This window comes from Streptosporangium amethystogenes subsp. fukuiense, assembly GCF_042665875.1.
Classification (GTDB): Bacteria; Actinomycetota; Actinomycetes; order Streptosporangiales; family Streptosporangiaceae; genus Streptosporangium; species Streptosporangium fukuiense.
The window spans coordinates 5,155,253-5,172,298 of the sequence record NZ_JBHTEE010000001.1 but is presented as its reverse complement, the minus strand read 5'-3'; the positions used below and the strand labels follow the sequence as shown (position 1 = coordinate 5,172,298).

The following is a 17,046-nucleotide window of genomic DNA, read 5'->3' as shown; positions in this document are numbered from 1 at the left end:
GTGCGGTCCCGAGGGAGGACCACCACGCTTCGGCGGACGTTTTGAAGAGGGCTTCAGGAGGTCGAGGGCGACGGGCTCCGCATGCCGCGCACCAGGCGGCCGACCTCGGCGCGCAGGTGCACGAAGTCGGGGTGCTCGCGGGTGGTGATCTGGTCGCGCGGTCCCGGCAGGTCCACGCGCAGGTCACCGACGATCCCGGCGGGGGCCTTGGACAGGACCACGACGCGGTCACCGACGTAGACGCTCTCGTCGATGTCGTGGGTGATCAGCACGATGGTCATGTTGTGCAGGTTGCGGACCCGCAGGGTCAGGTCCTCCAGGTCCTCACGGGTCTGGGCGTCCACGGAGCCGAAGGGTTCGTCCATCAGCAGCAGGGCCGGGCGGTAGGCCAGGGCGCGGGCGATGGACACCCTCTGCTGCATGCCCCCGGAAAGTTGCCACGGGTACTTGGCCGCGGCGCCGTCCAGGCCGACCTCCTCCAGGGCCTCCATCGCCGCCTGTCCGCGTTGCCGCTTGTCCATTCCCTTACGGCGCAGTGGGAGCGAGACGTTGTCGACCACCGACATCCAGGGGAACAGGGAGCGGCTGTAGTCCTGGAAGACCACGGCCAGGTTGTCGGGGGTCTGCTCGACCTGGGCGCCGTTGAGCGTGACCTGGCCGCCGCTGGGCCGTAGCAGTCCCGCGATGGAGCGCAGCAGTGTGGACTTGCCGCATCCGGAGGGGCCGACGATGCACACCAGTTCACCCTGGGCGACCTTCAGGTTGATGCCGCCCAGCGCGTTGTGGGCGCTCGGCCCGCTGCCGTAGGTGTGGGACAGATTCGTGATCTCAAGCACAGCAGGTCCTCAGGTCGTCTGCTTGGCGGAGCGGTGCCAGGACAGGACACGTCGCTCGGCCGCCAGGAACGCCGAGTTGAACACGTATCCCAGGATGCCGAGCACCACGATGGTTCCCCACACGCCGGAGAAGTCGTATGACCTCTGGGCGTCCAGAAGCTGGAAGCCGATCCCGTCGGTGCTGCCGACCAGTTCGGAGAGCACCATGAGGATCAGCGCCAGTGACAGGCTGACCCGGAGCCCGGCGAAGATCTTCGGCATGGCCGAGGGCAGGATGATCCGGAACAGCCGCTCACCGCTCGACAGCCCGAAGACCCTGGCGGTGTCCAGGTGCTGGCGGTCGACCTGCCGCGCCCCCTCGGAGGCGTTGATCAGGATCGGCCAGACGATGCCGAACGCGATGAAGCTGATCTGCATCCGGGGGCCGATGGCCAGCAGCGCCATGAAGAAGGTGAGCAGCATGGGCGGCGGGATGGCGCGGGCGAACTGCACCAGGGGGTCGATGAAACGGAAGAGCAGCGGGGAGCGGCCCAGGGCGACCCCGAGGACGATCCCGACGACCCCGGCCAGCACCCATCCGGCCAGCAGCCGGCCGATGCTCACCGGGATGTTCGTCAGCGCCGCGTCGGTCAGCCAGAGCCGCTCCGCGGGGCCGGTCAGCCACATCGTGTACATGCTGGTCGCGATCTGCGACGGCGGCGGGAAGCTCAGCATCTCGATGCCGCGGGTGATCAGCTCCCACAGCAACAGCACGACGGGCACCGGCCACAGCCGGACCACGCCGCGCAGCAGGCCGTTCATCAGACCACCTCCGTACGGGCGGTGTGCCAGCGGAAGATCCGCCGTTCCGCGAGCACGAACAGGCCGTTGGTGATCACGCCGATGATCCCGGCCCAGATGGCGGCGGCGATGATGTACTCCACCGCGTCCGCGCTGCCGCCGCTCTCCAGGACGTAACTGCCGATGCCCTGGGCGCCGCCGCCGAGCAGTTCCGCGCTGATCGCCACGATGAGCGCGATCGCCGACGCCAGCCGGACACCGGTGGCGATGAAGGGCGCCGTGCTCGGCAGGGAGACGCGCCACAGCACGGCCGACTTCCCGAACCCGAAGCTGCGGAGCGTCTCCTTGGCGAGCGGGTCGACGTCCTTGAGGCCGTACATCGTGTTGATCAGCACGGGCCAGGTCGCCGCGTAGACGATCAGGGTGACCTTCATGTCGAACCTGTCGGAGAACACGGCGAGCGCCAGCGGGATCAACGCGATCGACGGAATCGGGCGCAGGAACTCGAGGATCGGCCGGAGCGCGCTCTCCACCCGGGGCAGGCTGCCGAGCAGGAATCCGGCGGGTACGGCGAGCGCGACCGTGAGCAGCAGTCCAAGAGCCCAGGCCCCGAGGGTCGAGGCGACGTCGGAGAGGAACTCGCCGTCGGTCACGAGTGCGGTTGCTCGACCCAGCACTGTGGAGGCCAGCGGGAAAACGAGCGGATCGATCAACCCGGTCCGGCCCGCGACCTCCATGACGCAGAACAGCCCTGCGACGCCGAGGGCGCCACAGAGCAGTCTGTTGTCGAGCGGGTTGTGCCGTGTCACCCGAGGTTGCCGGGAAGGAGGGTCTTGGCCTGGATCGGGCTCTTCAGGTAACCCTGCTCGACCATCAGATCGGCGACCCGCTGCAGGCGGGTCTCGTCAAGGCTGGTCGGGAAGGATCCGAGGGTGATCACGGCGGCGGTCGCAGCGTCGATCTTGGTGTAGGTCGGCAGGATCTGCTCGACGGCCTTGCGGTCGGTGGCGGAGATCTGCTGGGCCTTGGCGATCGCCCGCTGGAAGGCGGCGACGGTCTTGGGGTTCTCGGTGGCGAAGCTCTCCATGACGACCACACCGGCGATGGGGAAGTCCGCCGTGGAGTCGACCATCGTGTCGGCGAGCTTCTGGGCGCCGAGGTTCTTCTGCACCGCGGTCAGGGCCGGCTCGGTCATCCAGGCCGCGTCGACGACCTTGTTGGCCAGCTGGGCGCCCATCTCGGGGAAGGGGAACTCCAGGAACTGCACGTCGGCCTCGGTGAGGCCGTGCGTCTTGAGCACCGAGGTCACCGCCAGGGTGCCGATGTTCTTCTTGCTGTTGACCGCGATCTTCTTGCCCTTGAGGTCGGCGGGCGTCTTGATCGAGGAGTCCTTGGGCACCATGAGGTTGAACGAGTTCGGCGCGGCCTGGTAGAGGTCTGAGATGATCTTCATCTTGTTGCCGGCCGCGACGGCGAGGAAGGCCGAGACGTAGTTGGTCTGGGTGGCGTCCAGAGACCCGCCGATGAGGGACTGCTGGGCCTGGGCTCCGCCGACCACCGGTTCGATGGTGACGGTGAGTCCCTCGTCCTTGAAGTAGCCCTTGTCCTTGGCGATGTAGAGCGCGGCCGAGTCGGGGATCGGCAGCGCGCCGATCTTGATCTGAGTCTTCTCCAGACCATCCGCGTTCGCGGCGGTGGTGTCAGTGGACTTGTCGGAACCTCCGCAGGCGCTCAGCACCAGGGCGGCGGTGACTCCTGCGATGACGGCCCGGCTCGCAAGTGTGAACCTCATGGGTCTCCTTAGCTGCATTAGCTGCATTTGACCGCCCCTGCCGGAACTCGCGGTGACTCATCGGGCGACATGAAGGGGGTCCCGGGAGGCATGTTGGTCAAGGGGGGGTTTGCCGACCGCGGATCAGAGTAGCGGAGTAGATCAGTCAAATTACAAATATCACCCCTTTCGCCCCTATCGCCCCGAAGCTACAAAGCAGGCATACGCCACCCAGTTGCCACACCCGTAACAATCAACAGATAGATCCGCATAGCGGGCATAAGCAAAGATGTCAATAAATCTGTTTCGCAACTTTGTGGAAGTTTGTGGTTACGGGGCGGAGAGTCATCGCCCGATTACGGACGTGGTGTGCCCGTTCGGTGGGAAATGTGAGTTATGTGCTGTTGGCCGAACTCATCCGGCTGTGCTCCAATAACCCCTACCCCATGGATGCGTCGGCGTCACTCGCACATCATTGCGTGACGCGATCCCCTCCAAGCAGACGATCCGAGGAGAGGCAGCGGAGGCCAGTGAGGACAGCGTCAATCCCCAGCGAACGCGAATCCGGGCTGGCACCTGCCCTGGGATTCGACAACCAGGGGGGGCAGCCGCAGAGCGGCCCGGGCCAGGACCGGGACGATTCCGGCTCCGAGAGGTCTGCGAGGAACGGCGGCAAGCTCGCGCTCAAGAACTGGCGGGTGAGATCGCGACTGATCGCGCTCATCGTCATCCCCACGGCCGCCGCGATCGTGCTGGGCGGCCTGCGGGTCACCACCTCGATCAGCAGCGCCGCCGAGTACGAGCGCGTGCGTACCACCGCCGAACTCACCGCGGGCCTGAGCCGCCTGGTCGACGAGCTGCAGATCGAGCGTGACCTGTCGGCCCGGTACGTGGCACAGGGCCGGCTGAGCACCGGCAAGTCGAATCTGCGCAAGCAGTACGAAAGCGTCGATGGCGTCGCCGGCGAGGTGCGCACCCGCATCAACGGCATCATCAACGACAGCGGCGTCATCGAGTCGTTCGGGGCTCGGAGCAGGAATGAGCTCACGCAGATCCGCAGCCGCATCGACGAGCTCAAGAGCCTGCGTGACGCGGCGACGGCCACCCAGCTACCGGCCCAGCCCACGATCGCCGCGTACTCCCGTACCATCACGGACCTGCTCGCCCTGCACGACGAGATCATTCAGGGCGTCGCGGACCAGGAGATCACCGCCAGTGCGGTCGCGTTCGCCGCGCTGGCCAGGGCCAAGGAGCAGGCATCCAGGGAGCGGGCGAACCTCGCCATCGCCCTCGCCGTCAGGGGGTTCAGCGCGGAAGGCCTGAACGCCATGCTGGCCGCCCGGGCGCAGTTCGACAGCGAGCTCGCGACCTTCCGCTCCGAGGCCTCGGTCGCCCAGCGCCAGCTCTACGACGACACGGTCAGCAGCCAGAAGAAGGACCGCGCGGCGGCCCTGCGCGCCCGCGCCATCTTCCTGGCCCTCAACGGCCAGCCACTGAGGAACGTCGACGTCTCCAGGACCGGACTCGGTGACCAGACGACGTGGTTCGACGCCTCCAGCGACATCATCGAGCGCATGCGCACGGTGGAGGAGCAGGTCGCCGACACCCTCATCACGCAGAGCCGGGTCCTGCAGGAGTCGGAGCAGCGCGGGGCGCTGATCGCCGCCGGGTTGAGCGTGCTGCTGCTCATCTTCGTCCTGATCGTCACCGCGGTCATGGCGCGGTCGCTGGTCAGGCCGCTGCGCAGGCTCCGTACCGAGGCGCTGTCCATCGCCGGTCAGCGTCTCCCCGAGACCGTCCAGAGCATGCGTGAGAGCGGCGAGGTCTCGACCACGGACATCACCCCGATCGGTGTCGCCTCCGACGACGAGATCGGTGAGGTGGCCCGGGCCTTCGACGAGGTCCACCGCGAGGCCGTGCGACTGGCGGGCCAGGAGGCCACGCTGCGGAGCAACGTCAACTCGATGTTCGTCAACCTCTCCCGGCGCAGCCAGACCCTGGTGGAGCGCCAGCTCTCCCTCATCGAGAGCCTGGAGCAGGGCGAGCAGGACGAGGGCCGGCTCGGCAGCCTCTTCCGCCTCGACCACCTCGCCACCCGCATGCGCCGCAACTCGGAGAACCTCCTGGTCCTCGCCGGTCAGGAGCCCGCCCGCCGGTGGAGCCAGCCGGTCCCGCTCATCGACGTGGTCCGCGCCTCGCTGTCGGAGGTCGAGAACTACGAGCGGGTCGACCTGCAGCTGTCCGCGGGCGTGGCCGTGGCCGGAACCTCCGTCAACGACGTCGTCCACCTGATCGCGGAGCTGGTGGAGAACGCGATCTCCTTCTCCCCCAGGGAGACCAAGGTCATCGTCTCCAGCAACCGCATCGACGGCGGCGGCGTGATGGTCTCGGTGACCGACATCGGCATCGGCATGACCGCCGAGGAACTCGCCCAGGCCAACTGGCGACTGGCCAACCCGCCGGTGGTGGACGTCTCGGTCTCCCGCCGGATGGGCCTGTTCGTGGTCGGCCGCCTTGCCCTGCGGCACGGCATCCGAGTCCAGCTCAGGCAGCAGGACAGCGGCGGCCTGACCGCCATGGTCCTGCTCCCGGAGAACCTGCTCGCCGTCACCGCCCGCCCGGGAGGCGGTCCCGGTGCCATGCCGCAGAGCGGAGACTGGGCCGGGTCCATGGCCTCCATGGACCGCCCGCCCGTGCTGGCCAGCCCCGCGGCTCCCCAGATGCCGTCCTTCGCCTCGTTCGAGGCCGCCCACCAGAACTCGTTCGCCTCCTTCGACCTGGGGCAGCAGTTCAACTCCTTCGAGGCCTCGCAGCCTCCCTTCGGCGGTGGCCAGTTCGGGCAGGCACCCGTCGACACCCCATGGCCGGGACAGCTTCCGCCGCCCGGCGCCACCCCCGGTCACGGCTGGCCGGACGCCTCCCAGCCCGACCCCGTCGCGTGGCACCAGGGTCAGGGCACCCCGTCCAGGAACGACGCCGGAACATGGTCGGGGGGATCGGGCGCGCCCGCGCGCGGTGACGCCCCCGTCTGGCCCGGCGGACAGAACAGGGACGGCGGCTCCGACGTCTGGTCGAGCTCCTCGTTCCGCGGCGGCGACTCCGGAGGCTGGCCGTCCAGCGGCAACTCCGGCCCGTTCGGGCGACGCCCGTTCGACGCGGCGGACAACACCGGCCCGCTGCCGGTGATCCCCGCCTCCTCGCCCATGGAAGAGGCGAAGGAGGAGTTCCTGCCGATCTTCGCGGCCGTCGAGTCCGACTGGTTCAAGAAGGTCGAGCCGGTCCAGGCCGCCGAGGAACGGGGCGAGGAGGTCGAGGCGGCCCAGCCGTCCCAGGCCGTTCAGGAGACCGTCCAGCTCTCACAGCAGGCCGCCGCCCCCCCGCAGGGGAACGGTTGGTCGTCACCCGCCGACGTGGGCTGGCAGGCGGCCAAGGCCGCCAGCGAGCCCTCACTCGGCGGGATCACCGGTTCCGGGCTGCCCAAGCGGGTGCCCAAGGCGAACCTGGTGCCCGGCACGGCCGCGCCCGACCTGGGCGCGGCTCCCCAAACTCCCGCGCTCCGGCCGACAGTCTCCCCGGAGGCGGTGCGCAACAGGCTGGCCAGCTTCCAGCAGGGCGTACGGCAGGGCCGCGCGGCCGCCAGGGGCGGAGCCGCGGACGGACGGCCGTATCCCGACTTCGGACGGGACGTTGAAGGAAACAAGGAGGACCGGTGAGCGAGCTCATCATGGTCGCCAAGGAGGATGACACGTGCGCGAAATGAGCCAGGCCGCCCGGGGGGTCAATTGGCTGATCACTGACTTTGTGAACAACGTCCCAGGTGTGGCGCACACAGTCGTCGTGTCGGCGGACGGTCTGCCGTTGGCGTATTCCGACGGGTTTCCCAGGGACAGGGCGGACCAGCTGGCCGCGGTCGCGGCCGGCCTGATCAGCCTGACCCAGGGCGCCTCGCGGGTTTTCGAAGGCGGTGCGGTCACCCAGACCGTGGTGGAGATGCAACGAGGGCTGCTCCTCATCATGTCCATCAGTGACGGTTCCTGTCTGGCGGTGCTGGCCGCCGCCGACTGTGACATGGGACTGGTGGCCTACCAGATGACGATGCTCGTCGAGCGGGCAGGCCAGGTGCTGACCCCGGCCGTCCGTGCGGAACTGCAGTCTTCCCACTCACGGTGACGGCGATGACGCTAGGAGGCTGTCGTGGCAGGCCGCGGCTGGACCGGTGAGGGCGACCCGCACGGCGGGTTTCCCTACCATTCGATGGACGACCCCCACCGGCAACAGGTGGGGCCCTCGCATCTCATGCAGCCGGCGCCGTCGGAGCAGAGCTCCCTCGTTCGTCCGTATGCCGTGACCGGGGGGCGTACCGCCCCCCGGACCCAACTCGCCCTGGAGGCCCTGGTCTCCTCGGCGACCTCCATACATCACGATTTATCCACCCGCACTCCGGAGTATCAGGCGATCAGCGCCCTGTGCCGGCAAGTGCGTTCGGTCGCTGAGATCTCCGCGATGCTCCGCATCCCGCTCGGCGTGACCCGGATCCTGGTCGCCGACATGGCCGCCGAGGGTCTGATCCAGCTGCATCAGCCTCAGCTGGACGCGGGCAAGCCGGATCTCAACCTGCTGGAAAGGGTGCTCAGTGGACTTCGCAGGCTCTAGCCGCGGCGGCGGCCTGTCATCGACGAAAATCGTCGTCGCCGGGGGATTCGGTGTCGGTAAGACCACGTTCGTGGGGGCGGTGTCGGAAATCCTGCCGCTGACCACGGAGGCGGTGATGACCGACGCCAGCGCCGGGATCGACGATCTCGGCCTCACCCCGAACAAGACCACCACCACGGTCGCGATGGACTTCGGCCGGGTCTCGCTGGACCGCGACCTGATCCTGTACCTGTTCGGTACGCCGGGTCAGCACCGGTTCTGGTTCATGTGGGACGACCTCGTGAAGGGCGCGATCGGTGCGATCGTGCTCGTCGACACCCGGCGGCTGGCCGACAGCTTCCCGGCGATCGACTACTTCGAGGAGGCGAAGCTCCCCTTCGTCGTCGCGGTCAACGGGTGGGACGGCAACTACCTGCACGGCGAGGAGGAGGTACGCGAGGCGCTGACGCTGGCGCCTCACATCCCCATCTCCAGGACCGACGCCCGCTCGCGCGACGCGGTGAAGGCCACGCTCATCACGCTTGTGGAGCACGCGCTCACCATGCGAATGGCCGTTCCCGGCTGGGGCCGCTGACCCCGGGAGGGCGTCAGTCGCACCTCCCAGCGGATAGGCTGGGAGGTCGAGTCGCAGACCTGTAGCGCAGAGGCTGGCCAATCACGTGTTCGAGACGCTTTCCGACCGGCTGACATCGGTCTTCTCCTCCCTTCGATCCAAGGGTCGGCTCTCCGAGGCCGACATCGACGCGACCTGCCGCGAGATCCGCATCGCGCTCCTCGAGGCCGATGTCGCGCTGCCCGTGGTCAAGGCGTTCGTCGCCCAGGTCAAGGAGCGCGCCCGCGGCGCCGAGGTCTCCCAGGCGCTGAACCCGGCGCAGCAGGTCGTCAAGATCGTCAATGACGAGCTCATCGAGATCCTCGGCGGCGAGACCCGGCGGCTCCGCTATGCCAAGAACCCGCCGACCGTCGTGATGCTCGCGGGTCTGCAGGGTGCGGGCAAGACGACCCTGGCCGGCAAGCTCGCCCGCTGGCTGCGTGAGCAGAACCACACGCCGCTGCTGGTCGCCGCCGACCTCCAGCGGCCCAACGCGGTACAGCAGCTCTCGGTCGTGGCCGAGCGCGCGGGCGTCGCGGTCTACGCGCCCGAGCCGGGAAACGGCGTCGGCGACCCGGTAGCGGTGGCCCGCCAGTCGATCGACCACGCCAAGCGGCAGCAGCACGACATCGTCATCATCGACACCGCGGGCCGCCTGGGCATCGACCAGGAGCTGATGAGGCAGGCGGCGGACATCCGCGACGCGGTCTCGCCCGACGAGGTCCTCTTCGTCGTCGACGCGATGATCGGCCAGGACGCCGTCGGCACGGCCCAGGCGTTCATGGAGGGCGTCGGTTTCGACGGCGTCGTGCTGACCAAGCTCGACGGTGACGCCCGCGGCGGCGCCGCGCTGTCGGTCCGCCACATCACCGGCAGGCCGATCATGTTCGCGTCCACCGGTGAGAAGCTCGAGGACTTCGACGCCTTCCACCCGGACCGGATGGCCTCCCGCATCCTCGACATGGGTGACATCCTCACCCTGATCGAGCAGGCCCAGAAGACCTTCGACGAGGCCGAGGCCGCCAAGATGGCGAGCAAGCTCACCTCGGGCGAGGGCTTCACCCTGGAGGACTTCCTCGAGCAGATGATGATGGTCCAGAAGATGGGCCCCATCAAGAACCTGCTCGGCATGATGCCCGGTATGGGGCAGATGCGTGATCAGCTGAACCAGGTGGACGACCGCGACCTCGACCGGATCGCCGCCATCATCCGCTCCATGACCCCCGCCGAGCGTCACAATCCGAAGATGATCGACGGCTCACGCCGTGCCCGTATCGCGAAGGGCTCCGGTGTGACGGTGACCGAGGTGAGCGGCCTGGTCACCCGCTTCTTCGACGCTCAGAAGATGATGAAGCGGATGGCCGGCGGCATGGGCATCCCCGGGATGCCCGGCGGTCGCAAGGGGGCCAAGGCCGCGCAGAAGAAGGCGGCCAAGGGACGCAGGGTCAGCGGTGACCCGCGTAAGGCGGCCCTCGGCAAGGCCGCCCCCGACAAGTCCGGCGAGCCCGCGACCCCGGCGGGGAACGGCCTCCTCGGCAAGCTCGGTTCCCGGCAGCAGCTGCCTCCCGGCCTGGAGCTGCCGCCGGGCTTCGACCCCTCGAAGTTCAAACTCCCCGGTCAGAAATGAGCGATGGACCCTTCCACGCGCGTGCCAGATGGATCTGGGTGATCATCGTCTCGGGGTTCATCCTGGTGGCCGTGCTCGAACTGCTCGGGGTACGTCCGAAGTAGCGCTCCCACCACGGCATCCCGGCCGACGGATCGTACGGCGGGTAGGCGGGCCGCGCGGGTGCTCCCGGGGGTGCGGGGATCTCCGGCGCCTGGGCGGCTCCCGGCAGGATCGGCGCCTCGGGCAGGACGGGGGCTCCGAACCGTGAGGCGGTCCCCGGGGGTTCGAGTGTCTCCGGCGGGGCGGGTGCTCCCGGCCGCGCCGGAGCCCCGGGCAGGAGCGGGGCCTGAGGAGGCAGGGACGTTCCTCCTCCCGTGATCACGGCGGGGGGCGGGGCGGACGCCGGCGGCGCGTCGGCCTGACCGGCAGGGACCGCCCTGATGGTCAGCACCGCTCCCAGCACGGTGATGGATCCGGTCGCGGTCAGCAGCAGAGATCTGAGGGTGGTTGCCACGGCGGCCATTTAGCGCAGCAGGCCGGACCCGCCGGGGGCCCGGACACACGTGGATTACCGAGATTTGCCCTCCGGCCGCCGCAGGGGATGGCCGTGGATTGGCCGGGCACCCCCGCGCGTCTGGCACAATGACATGTTGGAACATCGTGACACGTGGTTGCCCTCTCACTCCCGCGTGCCATGCCTGTCCCTCGATCGGTCCTCTCCTCGTGCCCCACTCGATGAGACACCGCTCACCCACGCTCTAATGCAGGAGAGACCACACCAGTGGCAGTCAAGATCAAGCTCAAGCGGCTCGGCATGATCCGCAACCCGCAGTACCGCATCGTCATCGCCGACAGCCGCACCAAGCGTGACGGCCGGGCGATCGAGGAGATCGGCCTCTACCACCCGAAGGAGAACCCCTCGCGCATCGAGGTCGACTCCGAGCGGGCGGCCTACTGGCTGGGTGTCGGCGCGCAGCCGACCGAGCCCGTCCTCAAGCTCCTCAAGCTCACCGGCGACTGGCAGAAGTTCAAGGGCGAGTCGGCTCCGGCTCCGCTCCTGGTCGCCGAGCCCAAGGCCGACCGTCACGCCGTCTACGAGGCCGCGGCCAAGGAGGCGCTGTCTCTGGAAGCCGCCACCACGCCGAAGAAGTCGACCCGCAAGGCGGCTCCCAAGGCTGAAGAGGCCCCCGTCGAGGCCCCGGCTGAGCCCACCGCGGCCGCCGAGGAGAAGCCGGAAGGCGAGGCCTGAGGTGCTTGAGGAGGCCCTCGAGCACCTGGTGAAGGGCATCGTCGAATATCCCGACGACGTCCAGGTGCACGCTCGCCGCATCCGCAGCGGGCGTGTGCTTGAGGTCCGGGTGCATCCCGAGGACCTCGGTAAGGTCATCGGCCGCGGTGGCCGTACGGCCAAGGCGCTTCGCACGGTCGTGAACGCCCTCGGCGACGGCAAGTACGTCCGGGTCGATCTGCTCGACCTGAACGAGGCCCGCTAGCCGCCGGACGCGTCCAATCGAGCGAACGGGCCACCCGCCCAGCGCGGGTGGCCCGTCTGCTTTCCACCGGCACCACTATGTGAGGAGGCGGGCGTGCAGCTCGTCGTAGGGCGGATCGGCCGCCCGCACGGACTCCGCGGAGACGTGTCCGTGGAAGTACGCACCGACGAGCCTGACAGGCGCTTCGCCCCGGGCACGGCCCTGGCCACCGACCCCGCCTCGGCAGGCCCGCTGGTCGTCGAGTCCCGCCGCTGGCATTCGGGCATCCTGCTGGTCAGGTTCGAGGGCGTGAGCGACCGGGACCACGCCGAGGAGCTCCGCGGCACCATGCTCGTCATCGACTCGGCGGACATCCCGCCGTCCGACGATCCCGACGAGTTCTACGATCATCAGCTCATCGGCCTCGCCGTGGTCAAGACCGACGGCGAGCGGGTGGGCGAGGTCTCCGACGTGCTCCATCACGGCCAGGACCTGCTCGTCGTACGGCGTGGGAAGGCGGAGGTCTACGTGCCGTTCGTCAAGGCGCTGGTCCCGGTGATCGACCTTGAGAAGGGCATCCTCGTCGTGGACGCTCCGGCGGGACTGCTCGATCCGGACGAGATCGTCTGACATGCGCGTCGACGTCATCTCGATCTTCCCCGAGTACTTCGCCCCCCTGGACGTCTCCCTCATCGGCAAGGCCCGCGAGCGCGGCATCCTCGACGTCCGTCTCCACCAGCTCCGCGACCACGCCCACGACGTGCACCGCACCGTGGACGACACCCCCTACGGGGGCGGCCCCGGCATGGTCATGAAGCCCGAACCCTGGGGAGAGGCCCTCGACGAGGTCCTCGCCGCGGATCCCACGGCCCCGCCGCGGATGATCGTGCCGACCCCCAGTGGTGTGCCCTTCACCCAGAAGCTGGCGATGGAGTACGCCGCCGAGCCCTGGCTGCTGTTCACCCCGGCCCGCTACGAGGGCATCGACTCCAGGGTGATGGCCGAGTACGGCGCGCGCATGCGCGTGGACGAGGTCAGCATCGGCGACTACGTGCTCGCCGGAGGCGAGGTGGCCGTGCTGGTGATGATCGAGGCCATCGGGCGGCTGTTGCCGGGCGTACTCGGCAACGTCCACTCGGCCGTGGACGACTCCTTCGCGCCCGGTGCGATGGAGAACCTTCTCGAAGGTCCCGTCTACACCAAGCCGCCCGAGTGGCGGGGGCACGAGGTGCCGGAGATCCTGCTCTCCGGGCATCACGGAAGGATCGCCCGATGGCGGCGGGACCAGGCACTGCGCCGCACCGCGAGGAACCGGCCCGAACTGCTGGCGGCGCTCGCCCCGCAGAGCCTGGACAAGCACGACAGGCAGCTCCTGTCCGAGCTCGACCGGCCCGGGACCGGACCCGCCGACCCGGCTCCCTGACCGGTTACGTCCCCTGACCGGCAGAGTCGCCATGAGGGCTGGTACGGTCGCCCTGACCGGCTGATTTCCGGTCGGTCGGGAAAATATGGCAGACTGAAGCGTTGCCGCCGACCGTCCATGGGTCGGCGCGCACTGCCGGAAGAGCGACCCGGCTCCCGAGACACAGTCCACTTCAGCACGCGTGTCCATCACGACGCCGCCCCGTCGCGGCCGGATGGACCTCCGGGTGCGTTCAAAAACGAGGTACCACTGCCATGCACACGCTGATCAGCGAGCTCGAGAAGTCCGCGCTCCGCACCGACATCCCGGACTTCCGGCCCGGTGACACGCTTGAGGTCCACGTCCGGGTCATCGAGGGCAGCAGGTCCCGTGTCCAGGTCTTCAAGGGCTTCGTCCTTCGCCGCCAGGGCGGCGGCGCCCGCGAGACCTTCACGGTTCGCAAGGTCAGCTACAGCGTCGGCGTCGAGCGTACCTTCCCGGTGCACAGCCCGGTCATCGAGAAGATCGTCCTGGTGACCCGTGGCGACGTCCGCCGGGCCAAGCTCTACTACATGCGCGACCTGCGCGGCAAGGCCGCCCGTATTCGCGAGAAGCGCGAGGCCCGCTAGGCGCGCGCCAGTCGCCGCCCTGGCCCGCGCCCTCTTTTCCGGGGAGCGGGCCAGTCGCATGTAAGGAGGTTTGACCTCCTATGGCAATACGCATGGCTATGCGGTACCCCGTCACTCGACCACTTGGTGCCGCCCATCATCTAGGCTCGTCAGCGATGACTAGCGAAGACCGGGAGTACGGCGCAGTCTCGCGTCGACCTGTCGAGGACGAGGTGGACGTGGTCGCCGAAGACACCCAGAAGAACGCCAAGAGCGACAAGGACAAGAAGAAGGGCTCCTTCTGGAAGGAGCTGCCTGTTCTGATCGTGGTGGCGGTGGTGCTCGCTCTCATAATCAAGACCTTCGTGATCCAGGCGTTCTACATTCCTTCGGAGTCGATGGAGAACACCCTCCTCACGAACGACCGGGTCCTGGTCAACAAGCTCGTCTACCGCGTCCGGGACATCGAACGCGGCGACGTGGTGGTGTTCTCCGGGGTCGACTCCTGGGATCCCGAGATCGACCTCGAGGAGCCGTCCAACCCGGTCGCGGGGTTCTTCCACTGGGTCGGAACCGCCTTCGGCGTGGTCCCCGGCGAGAAGGACTACATCAAGCGGGTCATCGGCGTCGGTGGCGACACGGTGAAGTGCTGCGACGCCCAGGGCCGGGTGACGGTCAACGGGGTCCCCCTCGACGAGGACTACCTCTATCCGGGTGACGTGCCGTCCCAGAAGTTCTTCGAGGCCAAGGTCCCCGAGGGCCGCCTGTGGGTGATGGGCGACCACCGGATGGTCTCCCTCGACTCTCGCTCCCACCTGGGCGATCCCGGCGGCGGGACGATCTCGGTGGACAAGGTGATCGGCCGGGCCTTCGTGATCGTGTGGCCGTTCTCCAGGGCCACGACCATTCCCATTCCCGACACCTTCGGTCAGCCGGCTCTCAAGGCCGCCGCGGCTGTGGGAGGCGCGACCCCGTTCCTCGCGGGCTTCGCGGGCGCGGTGCCGCTGGTGCTGTGGCGCCGTCGCCGGCTTTCGAGGCGGTAGCCGAACCTCATGACCGCGGAACCCGAGGCTGACAAGAACAAGAAGTCCGGCAAGGGCGGCAACCTGCGCGAGTCGCTGTTCCTGCTGGTGTGCGGGGTGGCGGTGGCGCTGCTGTTGCAGGCCTTCGTCTTCCAGTCGTTCTGGATCCCGTCGGAGTCGATGGAGAACACCCTTCAGGTGGGTGACCGGGTGGTCGTCAACAAGCTGCACGGCGACGCCGAGCGTGGCGACATCGTGGTCTTCAAGGGCTGGAACGACGAGGACACCATCAAGCGGGTCATCGCGGTCGGCGGTGACACGGTGAAGTGCTGTGACGCCCAGAAGCGGATCACGGTCAACGGAGTGCCGCTCGAAGAGGGCTCCTACCTGCACCCCGACGACCTCCCCTCGGGGGACGCGTTCGAGAAGGTGGTCCCCGCCGGGAGACTGTGGGTCATGGGCGACCACCGCACCGCCTCCGCCGACTCGCGCGCCCACGAGGAGCAGAAGGAGGAGGGCACGATCCCCGAGGACGACGTCGTCGGCCGTGCGGTGGCGATCTACTGGCCGTTCTCCCGGGCCACGATCCTTTCGAGGCCGGAAAGCTTTCTCAAGGTGAGATAGCGGTACCGAATGCACCGGAGGGGGCGTACTCTCTGGTCATGGTCGCTGTGTCACCCGAGGTGTCATGACGGTTGCGTTTCGCCCCAGGCCCAGCGTGGTCCGGCGCGATCTAGGGCTGTACGGCTACGAGCGGGCCCTTGACCGCCGCGGGCTCGGTCCCGTGGCGGGGGTCGACGAGGCGGGCCGGGGCGCCTGTGCCGGGCCTCTGGTGGTCGCCGCCGTGATGCTGGGCGGCCGGATCGACGGCCTGGGTGACTCCAAGCAGCTGACGGCCTCCCGGCGCGAGGCGCTGTACGAGCGGATCGCGGCGACCGCGGAGGCGGTGAGCGTGATGGTGATCCCGCCGGGTGAGATCGACGCCCGCGGTCTGCACAGATCCAACATCGATGGGATGCGCAGGGCCGTGGCGCGACTCTCCCGTCAGCCCGGCTACGTTCTCACCGACGGGTTCCCCGTTCCCGGGCTGCCCGTGCCGTCATTGGGGGTGTGGAAGGGAGATCAGGTCGCGGCCTGCATCGCCGCGGCCTCGATCGTGGCCAAGGTGACGCGGGACGAGATGATGGTCGCGTTACACGAACGTCATCCCCGGTACGGATTCGCCGCGCACAAGGGGTATGGCACTGTCGATCATCGCAGGGCTCTCAGCACCTACGGTCCGTGTCCGGACCACCGCTTCTCGTTCTCGACGGTGGCACGGTCAGGAGCGGGCGAGGTGATGGGTGAGAATGAACTGGGGGCCGGTGCCGTCTGATCGGGCGGGCCGGGGTGTGCGTTTAACAGGAGGACCGGTATGAGCGCAGAGGATCTCGAGAAGTACGAAACCGAGATGGAGCTGCAGCTTTACCGTGAGTATCGCGACGTTGTCGGCCTGTTCACATACGTCGTGGAGACTGAGCGGCGCTTCTATCTCACCAACTCCGTCGATCTCGACGTGCGGACCGCCGAGAACGGCGACGTGTTCTTCGACGTGAAGATGCAGGACGCCTGGGTCTGGGACATGTACCGGCCCGCGAGGTTCGTCAAGAACGTCCGAGTGGTGACCTTCAAGGACGTGAACGTCGAGGAACTCGCCAAACCCGACCTGGAGATGCCGAAGGAGGGCTTCTCCTCCTGAGAGGATTTACGGCCTTTTGACCATTGCCGAACCGGGGAGAACGCTGTCCACAGGCGCGCCTCGTGTTCGGCCGGTTGTCCACAGAATCCCGTTCGGCTCGTCGGGGGCGCGGTGAGCTGAGCGAAGGTCGGGAACCGGAGGTGGTTCCATGGCCGCGAAGGACGAGCTCGGCAGGTACGGCGAACAGGTCGCCGTCGACTATCTGCTCGCACACGACCTGCAGATTCTGGATCGCAACTGGCGATGCCCGGACGGGGAGATCGACGTCGTCGCCCGGGAGGGGCGCACGCTCGTCGCGGTGGAGGTGAAGACCCGCTCCGGTCGCCGTCACGGCACCGCCTTCGAGGCGGTCACCGATGCGAAGATCGCGCGTCTGCGCATGCTCGTGGCCAGATGGGTCGCCGAGCACCGGGAGACGTGCGACGCGATCCGCGTCGACGTCGTCGCCCTTGAGCGGTTCGCCGGGGATTTCGCCATCCGCCACGAGCGGGGGGTGTGCTGATGTCCCCTGGCCTGTCCTGGATCGTTCGTTCCCCACGTCCCGCCCGGTGGGAGGTGAGGTG

20 protein-coding genes are annotated in these 17,046 nt (G+C 68.3%); 15 read left to right on the top strand and 5 right to left on the bottom strand.

From position 1 onward, the window contains the following. Window positions 1-53: 53 nt before the first annotated feature. From ACFQVD_RS22040 to ACFQVD_RS22025, 4 genes are read right to left on the bottom strand one after another with little or no spacing between them, the layout of a single operon-like run. On the bottom strand, window positions 54-836 hold the full coding sequence (locus tag ACFQVD_RS22040; RefSeq protein ID WP_343971944.1) for an ABC transporter ATP-binding protein: 783 nt from the start codon (window positions 834-836) through the stop codon (window positions 54-56). Window positions 837-845: 9 nt separating this feature from the next. Continuing rightward, window positions 846-1,637, bottom strand: a complete 792-nt coding sequence (locus ACFQVD_RS22035) for an ABC transporter permease (RefSeq protein WP_343971941.1) — start codon at window positions 1,635-1,637, stop codon at window positions 846-848. Then, window positions 1,637-2,425 carry an ABC transporter permease gene (locus tag ACFQVD_RS22030; protein ID WP_343971938.1) on the bottom strand — a complete coding sequence of 263 codons (789 nt, stop codon included), beginning with the start codon at window positions 2,423-2,425 and terminating at the stop codon, window positions 1,637-1,639. The genes ACFQVD_RS22035 and ACFQVD_RS22030 overlap by 1 nt, the downstream gene beginning before the upstream one ends. Beyond that, window positions 2,422-3,408 (bottom strand): ABC transporter substrate-binding protein, encoded by a 987-nt coding sequence (locus ACFQVD_RS22025; RefSeq protein ID WP_343971935.1) that lies wholly within the window; start codon window positions 3,406-3,408, stop codon window positions 2,422-2,424. The genes ACFQVD_RS22030 and ACFQVD_RS22025 overlap by 4 nt, the downstream gene beginning before the upstream one ends. A gap of 509 nt (window positions 3,409-3,917) precedes the next feature. On the opposite strand from ACFQVD_RS22025, the gene ACFQVD_RS22020 reads away from it, so the two are divergent. From ACFQVD_RS22020 to ffh, 5 genes are all read left to right on the top strand, one after another. After that, window positions 3,918-7,100: a sensor histidine kinase gene (locus ACFQVD_RS22020; RefSeq protein ID WP_343971932.1), complete on the top strand. Its 3,183-nt coding sequence runs from the start codon at window positions 3,918-3,920 to the stop codon at window positions 7,098-7,100. Window positions 7,101-7,143: 43 nt separating this feature from the next. Beyond that, complete coding sequence (locus ACFQVD_RS22015; RefSeq protein WP_326646986.1) at window positions 7,144-7,557, top strand: roadblock/LC7 domain-containing protein; 414 nt, start codon at window positions 7,144-7,146, stop codon at window positions 7,555-7,557. 24 nt (window positions 7,558-7,581) lie between these two features. After that, window positions 7,582-8,040: a DUF742 domain-containing protein gene (locus ACFQVD_RS22010; protein WP_386271913.1), complete on the top strand. Its 459-nt coding sequence runs from the start codon at window positions 7,582-7,584 to the stop codon at window positions 8,038-8,040. 13 nt (window positions 8,041-8,053) lie between these two features. After that, complete coding sequence (locus tag ACFQVD_RS22005) at window positions 8,054-8,614, top strand: GTP-binding protein (protein ID WP_343972073.1); 561 nt, start codon at window positions 8,054-8,056, stop codon at window positions 8,612-8,614. An 85-nt stretch (window positions 8,615-8,699) separates the two neighbouring features. After that, complete coding sequence (gene ffh, locus ACFQVD_RS22000; RefSeq protein ID WP_343971929.1) at window positions 8,700-10,259, top strand: signal recognition particle protein; 1,560 nt, start codon at window positions 8,700-8,702, stop codon at window positions 10,257-10,259. Here ffh and ACFQVD_RS21995 read toward each other — a convergent pair. Then, window positions 10,237-10,755 carry a hypothetical protein gene (locus ACFQVD_RS21995; protein ID WP_343971926.1) on the bottom strand — a complete coding sequence of 173 codons (519 nt, stop codon included), beginning with the start codon at window positions 10,753-10,755 and terminating at the stop codon, window positions 10,237-10,239. The two genes, ffh and ACFQVD_RS21995, sit on opposite strands and share 23 nt — an antisense overlap. Before the next feature lie 267 nt (window positions 10,756-11,022). Between ACFQVD_RS21995 and rpsP the strand changes: the two genes are divergently transcribed. From rpsP to ACFQVD_RS21945, 10 genes are all read left to right on the top strand, one after another. Beyond that, window positions 11,023-11,490: a 30S ribosomal protein S16 gene (rpsP, locus tag ACFQVD_RS21990; protein ID WP_343971923.1), complete on the top strand. Its 468-nt coding sequence runs from the start codon at window positions 11,023-11,025 to the stop codon at window positions 11,488-11,490. Window position 11,491: 1 nt separating this feature from the next. Then, window positions 11,492-11,734: an RNA-binding protein gene (locus ACFQVD_RS21985; protein ID WP_030906210.1), complete on the top strand. Its 243-nt coding sequence runs from the start codon at window positions 11,492-11,494 to the stop codon at window positions 11,732-11,734. A gap of 93 nt (window positions 11,735-11,827) precedes the next feature. Continuing rightward, window positions 11,828-12,343 (top strand): ribosome maturation factor RimM, encoded by a 516-nt coding sequence (gene rimM / locus ACFQVD_RS21980; RefSeq protein WP_343971919.1) that lies wholly within the window; start codon window positions 11,828-11,830, stop codon window positions 12,341-12,343. A gap of 1 nt (window position 12,344) precedes the next feature. Further along, on the top strand, window positions 12,345-13,136 hold the full coding sequence (gene trmD, locus ACFQVD_RS21975; RefSeq protein ID WP_343971916.1) for a tRNA (guanosine(37)-N1)-methyltransferase TrmD: 792 nt from the start codon (window positions 12,345-12,347) through the stop codon (window positions 13,134-13,136). 254 nt (window positions 13,137-13,390) lie between these two features. Continuing rightward, on the top strand, window positions 13,391-13,744 hold the full coding sequence (rplS, locus tag ACFQVD_RS21970; RefSeq protein WP_343971913.1) for a 50S ribosomal protein L19: 354 nt from the start codon (window positions 13,391-13,393) through the stop codon (window positions 13,742-13,744). Between the two features lie 155 nt (window positions 13,745-13,899). Continuing rightward, window positions 13,900-14,766: a signal peptidase I gene (gene lepB / locus ACFQVD_RS21965; RefSeq protein WP_343971910.1), complete on the top strand. Its 867-nt coding sequence runs from the start codon at window positions 13,900-13,902 to the stop codon at window positions 14,764-14,766. Window positions 14,767-14,775: 9 nt separating this feature from the next. Beyond that, on the top strand, window positions 14,776-15,369 hold the full coding sequence (lepB, locus tag ACFQVD_RS21960) for a signal peptidase I (protein ID WP_343971907.1): 594 nt from the start codon (window positions 14,776-14,778) through the stop codon (window positions 15,367-15,369). Between the two features lie 64 nt (window positions 15,370-15,433). Continuing rightward, window positions 15,434-16,120, top strand: a complete 687-nt coding sequence (locus ACFQVD_RS21955; RefSeq protein ID WP_343971904.1) for a ribonuclease HII — start codon at window positions 15,434-15,436, stop codon at window positions 16,118-16,120. 39 nt (window positions 16,121-16,159) lie between these two features. After that, entirely contained in the window at window positions 16,160-16,483 is a 324-nt protein-coding gene (locus tag ACFQVD_RS21950) for a DUF2469 domain-containing protein (protein WP_030511723.1), read from the top strand. 148 nt (window positions 16,484-16,631) lie between these two features. Beyond that, window positions 16,632-16,985 (top strand): YraN family protein, encoded by a 354-nt coding sequence (locus ACFQVD_RS21945; RefSeq protein ID WP_343971791.1) that lies wholly within the window; start codon window positions 16,632-16,634, stop codon window positions 16,983-16,985. Window positions 16,986-17,046 lie beyond the last annotated feature (61 nt).